This is a genomic window from Isoptericola sp. NPDC055881 (genome assembly GCF_053615895.1).
Genome location: NZ_JBSHCR010000119.1, coordinates 1 through 6,829, shown reverse-complemented (window position 1 = coordinate 6,829; position 6,829 = coordinate 1). Strand labels below are relative to the sequence as shown.

Below are 6,829 nucleotides of genomic sequence, written 5' to 3'. Positions count from 1 at the left end.
GGTTTTGTTTTTTACCCGCCTGGGGGTTGGTGAAGTTTCTGAACGCTGGGAACGTGCACAACCGCCTGTTCGGCGCCGGGTCGGGGCGCCGGGTCGGGGCGCCGGGTCGGGGCGCCGGGTCGGGGCGCCGGGTCAGGCGAGCCGGTACCCCATGCCGCGCACCGTCACGAACCGCTCGGCGCCGAGCTTGTTGCGCAGGTAGCGCACGTACACGTCGACGACGTTGGAGCCGGGGTCGAAGTCGTACCCCCACACGCGCGACAGCAGCTGCTCGCGGCTGAGCACCTGTCCGGCGTTGCGCAGGAAGGCCTCGGCGAGGGCGAACTCGCGGGCGGACAGGTCCGTCTCGACGCCTGCGGCGGTGGCACGCCGGGTGCGCAGGTCGAGGCTGAGGTCGCCGTGGCTGAGCACGGTGACCTCGCCCGCGGGCTCGGTACGCAGGCGCAGACGGATGCGGGCCAGCAGCTCCTCGAAGCGGAAGGGTTTGGGCATGTAGTCGTCGGCGCCGCCCTCCAGCCCTGCGACGGTGTCGGCGACGGAGGTGCGGGCGGTGAGGATGATGACGGGCAGCGTCACCCTGGCCTCGCGCAGCCGCCGCAGCACGGTGAAGCCGTCCTGGTCGGGCAGGCCGAGGTCGAGCACGAGCAGGTCGAAGTCACCGGACGACGCGAGGTCGAACGCCTCGCGCGCCGTCGCGACCGTCGTGCTCGCGTACCCGGCCGCGCGCAGCCCCTTGGCGATGAACGAGGCGATGCGGGTCTCGTCCTCGGCGACGAGGATCTGGCTCACGGTGCGGTCCTTCCGTCGGGGGGTGGCGGGGGCGGCGGCACGGCCGGCGGCCGGCGCGAGGAAGCTGGCGGGTCGGCGTCGGGCACGGGCAGCACGGGGACGACGACGGTGAAGGTGGACCCCTGGCCGGGGGCGGACTCGACGGTCACCTCGCCGCCGTGCTCGTGGGCGATGGCGGCGACGATGGCGAGGCCGAGCCCGGCGCCGTCGCGGCGTGCGCCGTCGTGCTCGCCGCGGGCGAAGCGCTCGAAGACGCGGCCGAGGTCGCCGGGCGCGATGCCGACGCCCTCGTCGCGCACCCACAGGCGGACGTGCGCTCCGTCGGGCGTGGTGCGCGACCCGATCGCGACGACGCTGCCCGGCGCGGAGAACTTCACGGCGTTGGCGGCAAGCTGGAGCCACGCCTGGGTGAGGCGTTGCCCGTCGGCCAGGGTGCGGGCGTCGGTGCGGGAGTCCACGAGCCAGGTGCGCGCGCCGAGGGTGCGGGCCTTGTCGAGCACGTCGTCGGTGAGGCGGCCGAGCTCGACGGGCGCCGGGCGCACGAAGCCGGGCTGCCCGACGGTGGCGAGGGTGACCAGGTCGTCGACGAGGCGGTGCATGCGGTCGAGCTCGTCGAGGGCCAGGTCGCGCGTCTCGGCCGTGTCGGCAGGGTCGGTGGGGTCCAGGAGCTCGAGGTGCCCGCGCACGATGGTCAGCGGCGTGCGCAGCTCGTGCCCGACGTCGTCGAGGAGGCGGCGCTGCGACTCGAACGAGCCTTCGAGGCGGTCGAGCATCGCATTGACCGCGCGCGTGAGCTGGGTGAGGTCGTCGTTGCCGGTCTCGGGGATGCGCGCGGACAGGTCGGACTCGCCGATCTGCTGCGCGGTGTGCGCCAGGGTGCGGATGGGGCGCAGCAGGCGGCCGGCGAGCAGCCAGCCGACGACGGCGGCCACGACGAGCGCGGCGAGGGCGACGAGGGCGTAGCCGCGGAAGACGGCCTGCGTCTCGGCGTGCTCGGCGCCCCGGTCGTAGGCGAGGACGAGCGCGGCGGGGGCCGCGGACGGAGCGGCGCCCGCGGTCCCGGGCAGCGCGCGCACGGGGGCGACGAGGGCGCGGTAGTCGGCGGTCGCGGTGCGGACCGTGCGCAGCAGCACGCGGTCGCCGTCGACCATCGGGGTGACGGCCGCGACGAGCTCGGGGTCGTCCTGCAGCTGCACCTCGACCTCCTGCTGCGTGACGAGGGGCCTCTTGCCGGTGCGCAGCCCGAGGACGCCCTCGTTCCGGGCCGGGACCTCGAGCTGGATGGCGGCGACGACCACCTCCTCGGGGGAGGAGAACGGGAGGCCCGTCACCGGGTCGACGCCGGACGCCGCGAGCGTGCGCAGCTCGTCCGCGCTCTCCACGAGGTCGGCGTCGATGCGCTCGTCGACCTGGCGGTGGGTGAGCAGGTACGCGGTGGCCCCGGCGAAGCCGAGCGCGAGCGCGGTGAGGGCGAGCATCGCCGCGAGGAGCCGTGTGCGGACCGTGAGGCCCCGCCGGCGGGCAGGATCGCGCCCCATCAGCGCCCCTCGGCGGTGCCGCCGGCGGCGGAGTCGTCCCCGGCGTTCCTGCCGCCGCTGTCGTTGTCGTCGTCAGTGTCGTCGTCGTCGCCGTCGTCGTCCGCGTCGTCCGTCGGCGGCGCGGGGGACACGTCCTCGTCGTCGTCGTCATCGTCGTCGTCCGTGGGGGTCGCGGACGGGCCGGGCGACGCGCCGCCCGTCGTGGGCGACGGGCCGGGGGAGACCACCACGACGCCGCCGACGTCGCGGTCGTCCGGCGGGGAGCCGGCGGCGGACGCCACGATCGCGACGATCACCGTGACGAGCGCGACGCCGAGCGCCCAGGGGAGGGCCGTGCGCCACCGCCCCCTGCGCGCTGCCCCCTCTGCGTGCTCCGCCGGCTTCGACATGGCGGGATCATCCCGCGGGCGGATGAGACGCAGATGAGAAAGGTCCGCCCGCCGGAGGACGGTCCGCACCGGCGTGCGCCGGTCCTCCGGCTGGCACCTCGGCCGGCTCGTCGGCCGGGTCGGGGGCCGCGAGCCAGGCGTCGACGTCGGCCAGGAGGGCGCGCCGCGTGGAGTCGGACACCCGGCTGGCGAGCACCGAGGACCGGGCGAGGCCGGCGAGCTCCGTGTCGGTGAACCCGTGCACGTCGCGGGCGGCGACGTACTGGTCGAGCAGGCGCGAGGAGAACAGCAGCGGGTCGTCCGCCCCCAGGGCGACCCGCGCCCCCGCCTCGACCAGGGGGCGCAGCGGCACCTCGGAGGTGTCCGCGTAGACGCCCAGACCGACGTTGGAGGCGGGGCACACCTCCAGCGCCACCTCGCGCTCCACGAGCTCGGCCAGGAGGGCCGGGTCCTCCCCGGCGCGCACGCCGTGGCCGAGGCGGTCAGGGTGCAGGGCCTCCACGACGTCGCGCACGTGCGAGGGGCCGAGCAGCTCGCCGCCGTGCGGCACGGACGCCAGGCCGGCCCGGCGGGCGATCCGGAAGGCGGCCCCGAACTCGGCGGTGTCGCCGCGCCGCTCGTCGTTGCTGAGCCCGAAGCCCACGACCTCGCCCGCCCCGTCGCCCGCGTACCGGGCCGCGAGCCGCGCGAGGGTCCGCGCGTCGAGCGGGTGCCGCATCCGCGACGCCGCCACGATCACCGCCACCTCGACGCCGTGCGCGGCGCTCGCGGCACGGGCCGCGTCGAGCACGATCTCGACGGCGGGGGTGATGCCGCCGACGAACGGGGCATACGACGTCGGGTCGACCTGGATCTCGAGCCGACGCGACCCCTCCGCGGCGTCGTCGGCCGCGGCCTCGTCGACGAGCCGGCGCATGTCCGCCTCGGACCGCACGCACGCGCGCGCCGCGTCGTACAGGCGCTGGAAGCGGAACCACCCCCGCTCGTCGGCGGGCACGCGCAGCGGGTCGCCGTCCGTCAGCGCGCCGGGCAGCCGCACGCCGTGCTCGGCCGCCAGGTCGCGCAGGGTCGGCACCCGCATCGAGCCCGTGAAGTGCAGGTGCAGGTGAGCCTTGGGGAGCTTCGCCAGATCGCGCACGGCGCCAGTCTGCCCCGACACGGGCGCCTCGGGGCAGTCGGCCACGCTCGGCTCGCGGTGGCGGTTCGACCCACGCCTGCGCGTCGCGTACAGTTGTCCCTCGGTGGTTGATGCCCGCCAATGCTCGAACGCGCCCTTCCGGGTGGTTCTGGCCTGGACGGTGGGTGTCGAGCACGAAGGGTAGTGGCGCAATTGGTAGCGCAGCGGTCTCCAAAACCGCAGGTTGCAGGTTCGAGTCCTGTCTACCCTGCCAGCGTGATCCCCCGCGGGGCCGCGCGCAGCGGGGCCATCTGCATGACCCCGGAACGCCAGGAGTCAGTGCCGTGGGTGCGTCGCCGGCAGGTGGCGCGGCCGCGGCGGGAACGCGAAACGGGGTATTGCGAGTGAGCGAGTCACCGGCTGAGGCCGTGGGGACGCCCGGTGGCGGCAAGACAGCCACCGGCAAGCGCCCGCACCTGTTCGCGCGCATCGTGCTGTTCGTGCGCCAGGTCGTGGCGGAGCTCCGCAAGGTCGTCACCCCGACCCGTTCGGAGCTGGTCAACTACACGATCGTCGTCCTGGTGTTCGTCGTCGTGGTCATGCTGTTCGTGACGGCGCTCGACTGGGCCATCGGCCTGGGCGTCCTCGCCCTCTTCGGCGACTGACCGCGGCAGGCCCGCCGGTCGCCCGCCCCTGAAGCAAGCAGATTCCAGAAAGCAGGTTCGTTCGTGTCCCAGGATCCGCTGGACCAGACGGAGAACGTCGACCCCACCCAGCCCGACGCCGAGGGCGTCGAGGCGGACCTCGACGTGCCCGCGGACGCGGAGCCCGAGGCGGCCGTCGAGGACGCTGCTGAGGACACCGACGCCGGCGACACCGACGAGGCCACCGAGGACGTCGAGGGCGACGCCGAGGACGAGGGCGCGTCGGACGCCGACGGCGACGTCGTCGTGGACCCCGCCGAGGAGTTCCGCCGCACCCTGCGCGCGCAGTTCGGCGACTGGTACGTCATCCACTCGTACGCCGGGTACGAGAACCGTGTGAAGGCCAACCTGGAGAACCGCATCCAGAGCCTGAACATGGAGGACTACATCTTCCAGATCGAGGTCCCCATGGAGGAGGTGACCGAGATCAAGAACGCGCAGAAGAAGACCGTCCGCCGCGTCCGCATCCCCGGTTACGTCCTCGTGCGCATGGACCTCACGGACGAGTCGTGGGGCGCCGTGCGCCACACGCCGGGCGTCACCGGCTTCGTCGGCCACACGCACCAGCCCGTGCCGCTGACGCTCGACGAGGTGTTCTCGATGCTCGCGCCGGTGTTCGTCGAGGCGACCCCCGAGGCCGGCAAGGCCGCGGCGGCGTCCGGTGCGACCGCGAAGACGCCGGTCGAGGTCGACTTCGAGGTCGGCGAGTCCGTCACGGTCACGGACGGCCCGTTCGACACGCTGCCCGCCACGATCTCCGAGATCAACGCCGAGGCCCAGAAGCTCCAGGTCCTCGTCTCCATCTTCGGCCGGGAGACCCCGGTCGAGCTGTCGTTCAACCAGGTCGCGAAGATCTGATCCTCCTGGCCTGACCGCTGAGCGGCACCCGCCGCTCGCGGAGGACGCAGCACTGCAACCGGGTCATCGCCCACGGCGTCGGCCCACGAAAAGAAAGCAAGGAACGCGACATGCCTCCCAAGAAGAAGGTCTCCGGCCTGATCAAGCTCCAGATCAAGGCCGGCGCGGCCACCCCCGCCCCGCCGATCGGCCCCGCGCTCGGTCAGCACGGCGTGAACATCATGGAGTTCTGCAAGGCCTACAACGCGGCCACCGAGTCGCAGCGCGGTGACGTGGTGCCGGTCGAGATCACGGTCTACGAGGACCGCTCGTTCACCTTCATCACGAAGACCCCGCCGGCCGCCGAGCTCATCAAGAAGGCCGCTGGTGTGGCCAAGGGCTCCGCGACACCGCACACCGTCAAGGTCGCGCAGCTCTCCCAGGACCAGGTCCGCGAGATCGCCCAGACGAAGCTCCAGGACCTCAACGCGAACGACATCGACGCCGCGATGAAGATCGTCGCCGGCACCGCTCGTTCGATGGGCATCACCGTCGCGGAGTGATCCGCGAGCGAGCCGCCCACCCGCGACCTGGTCGTGGGCGGGCGGCTCGCAGCAAGTCCCGGCGACCGACGCCGGGCACGTGGCAGGGTCCGCGCGGACCCGCTCACCACGACTGCAGAAGGAGAAGCAGATGGCAACGCGCAGCAAGGCGTACCGCGCCGCGGCGGAGAAGATCGACCGCGACAACCTGTACGCCCCCCTCGAGGCGGTCCGCCTCGCCAAGGAGACCGCGACGGTCAAGTACGACGCGACCGTCGAGGTCGTGTTCCGCCTGGGCGTCGACCCCCGCAAGGCCGACCAGATGGTCCGCGGCACGGTCAACCTGCCCCACGGCACCGGCAAGACGGCCCGCGTGATCGTCTTCGCGAACGCTGCCAAGGCCGAGGAGGCCGTGGCGGCCGGCGCCGACGAGGTCGGCGGCGACGACCTGATCGCCAAGGTCGCGGCGGGCTACACCGACTTCGACGCCGCCGTGGCGACGCCGGACCTCATGGGCAAGGTCGGGCGCCTGGGCAAGGTCCTCGGCCCCCGTGGTCTCATGCCGAACCCGAAGACCGGCACCGTGACGATGGACGTGACCAAGGCTGTCACCGACATCAAGGGCGGCAAGATCGAGTTCCGCGTGGACAAGCACTCGAACCTGCACTTCATCATCGGCAAGGCGTCCTTCGACGAGAAGGCGCTGGTGGAGAACTACGCCGCCGCGCTGGACGAGGTCCTGCGTCTCAAGCCGACGTCGTCCAAGGGCCGGTACATCACCAAGGCCACGATGGCGACGACGATGGGCCCCGGCATCCCGCTGGACCAGTCGCGCACCTCGAAGCTCCTCGAGGAGGCGTGATCCCGGCAGGGACTCGCTGAACCACGTACGACGGCCCGGCACCCGCGAGGG

8 protein-coding genes and 1 tRNA gene are annotated in these 6,829 nt (G+C 73.1%); 5 read left to right on the top strand and 4 right to left on the bottom strand.

Annotated elements, in window-relative coordinates:
- Positions 1-132: 132 nt before the first annotated feature.
- The 4 genes from ACWGKI_RS20280 to ACWGKI_RS20265 are packed head-to-tail and all read right to left on the bottom strand — an operon-like array spanning position 133 to position 3,854.
- Positions 133-789: a response regulator transcription factor gene (locus ACWGKI_RS20280; RefSeq protein ID WP_380245252.1), complete on the bottom strand. Its 657-nt coding sequence runs from the start codon at positions 787-789 to the stop codon at positions 133-135.
- Complete coding sequence (locus tag ACWGKI_RS20275; RefSeq protein ID WP_452189445.1) at positions 786-2,327, bottom strand: sensor histidine kinase; 1,542 nt, start codon at positions 2,325-2,327, stop codon at positions 786-788. The genes ACWGKI_RS20280 and ACWGKI_RS20275 overlap by 4 nt, the downstream gene beginning before the upstream one ends.
- Entirely contained in the window at positions 2,327-2,716 is a 390-nt protein-coding gene (locus ACWGKI_RS20270) for a hypothetical protein (RefSeq protein ID WP_452189444.1), read from the bottom strand. Before ACWGKI_RS20270 ends, ACWGKI_RS20275 begins: the two co-directional genes overlap by 1 nt.
- Positions 2,717-2,723: 7 nt before the next feature.
- Positions 2,724-3,854 (bottom strand): adenosine deaminase, encoded by a 1,131-nt coding sequence (locus ACWGKI_RS20265; RefSeq protein WP_452189442.1) that lies wholly within the window; start codon positions 3,852-3,854, stop codon positions 2,724-2,726.
- 177 nt (positions 3,855-4,031) lie between these two features.
- Between ACWGKI_RS20265 and ACWGKI_RS20260 the strand changes: the two genes are divergently transcribed.
- From ACWGKI_RS20260 to rplA, 5 genes are all read left to right on the top strand, one after another.
- Positions 4,032-4,107, top strand: a tRNA-Trp gene (locus ACWGKI_RS20260).
- Between the two features lie 130 nt (positions 4,108-4,237).
- A complete protein-coding gene (secE, locus tag ACWGKI_RS20255) occupies positions 4,238-4,498 on the top strand; it encodes a preprotein translocase subunit SecE (protein ID WP_452189440.1) in 261 nt (86 codons plus the stop codon).
- A 63-nt stretch (positions 4,499-4,561) separates the two neighbouring features.
- Entirely contained in the window at positions 4,562-5,395 is an 834-nt protein-coding gene (gene nusG, locus ACWGKI_RS20250; RefSeq protein WP_380245257.1) for a transcription termination/antitermination protein NusG, read from the top strand.
- Positions 5,396-5,505: 110 nt separating this feature from the next.
- A complete protein-coding gene (rplK, locus tag ACWGKI_RS20245) occupies positions 5,506-5,937 on the top strand; it encodes a 50S ribosomal protein L11 (RefSeq protein WP_380245258.1) in 432 nt (143 codons plus the stop codon).
- Positions 5,938-6,067: 130 nt separating this feature from the next.
- On the top strand, positions 6,068-6,778 hold the full coding sequence (rplA, locus tag ACWGKI_RS20240) for a 50S ribosomal protein L1 (RefSeq protein ID WP_380245259.1): 711 nt from the start codon (positions 6,068-6,070) through the stop codon (positions 6,776-6,778).
- Positions 6,779-6,829: the final 51 nt, after the last annotated feature.